Genomic DNA, 333 nt, shown 5'->3' with positions numbered 1-333 from the left:
CGATTCATCAGTCGGGTCGCGTGAATTACCACCAAAATGGGGGCGCCAGCTACATTGCGCCACTGACCAAGACCGAGAGGCCATGTCAGATATCTGGTTACCGCGTCCCCGCCATCGATAAGTTGGATGAGCACGAAAGCACAGGCGCAACGGAAGATCAGACAATTGACCTGTCTGATCTTCCAGACGGACCCGTCTCGTTTTCAGTGCTTATAGCCCCAATTGAGTTCGAGCCGTCGTCGCGTGCCGTAAAGCTATCGGACAACGCTGACGGCTACTCAGTTGTTGTGCAAACAGATCCAGTCGCATTTTCAGTTCCAGAAGGGCTAGAGA

General features: G+C 53.5%; 1 pseudogene. It reads left to right on the top strand.

From position 1 onward, the window contains the following. Positions 1 to 20 precede the first annotated feature (20 nt). Positions 21 to 333 (top strand): annotated as a pseudogene (locus ACQG3P_RS18975) (hypothetical protein); the annotation flags it as partial.

It is taken from the genome of Stenotrophomonas sp. SrG, assembly GCF_050031795.1.
GTDB lineage: Bacteria > Pseudomonadota > Gammaproteobacteria > Xanthomonadales > Xanthomonadaceae > Stenotrophomonas > Stenotrophomonas rhizophila_A.
Note: the sequence above shows the minus strand (reverse complement) of the source record. Positions and strands in the feature narration are given on the sequence as shown.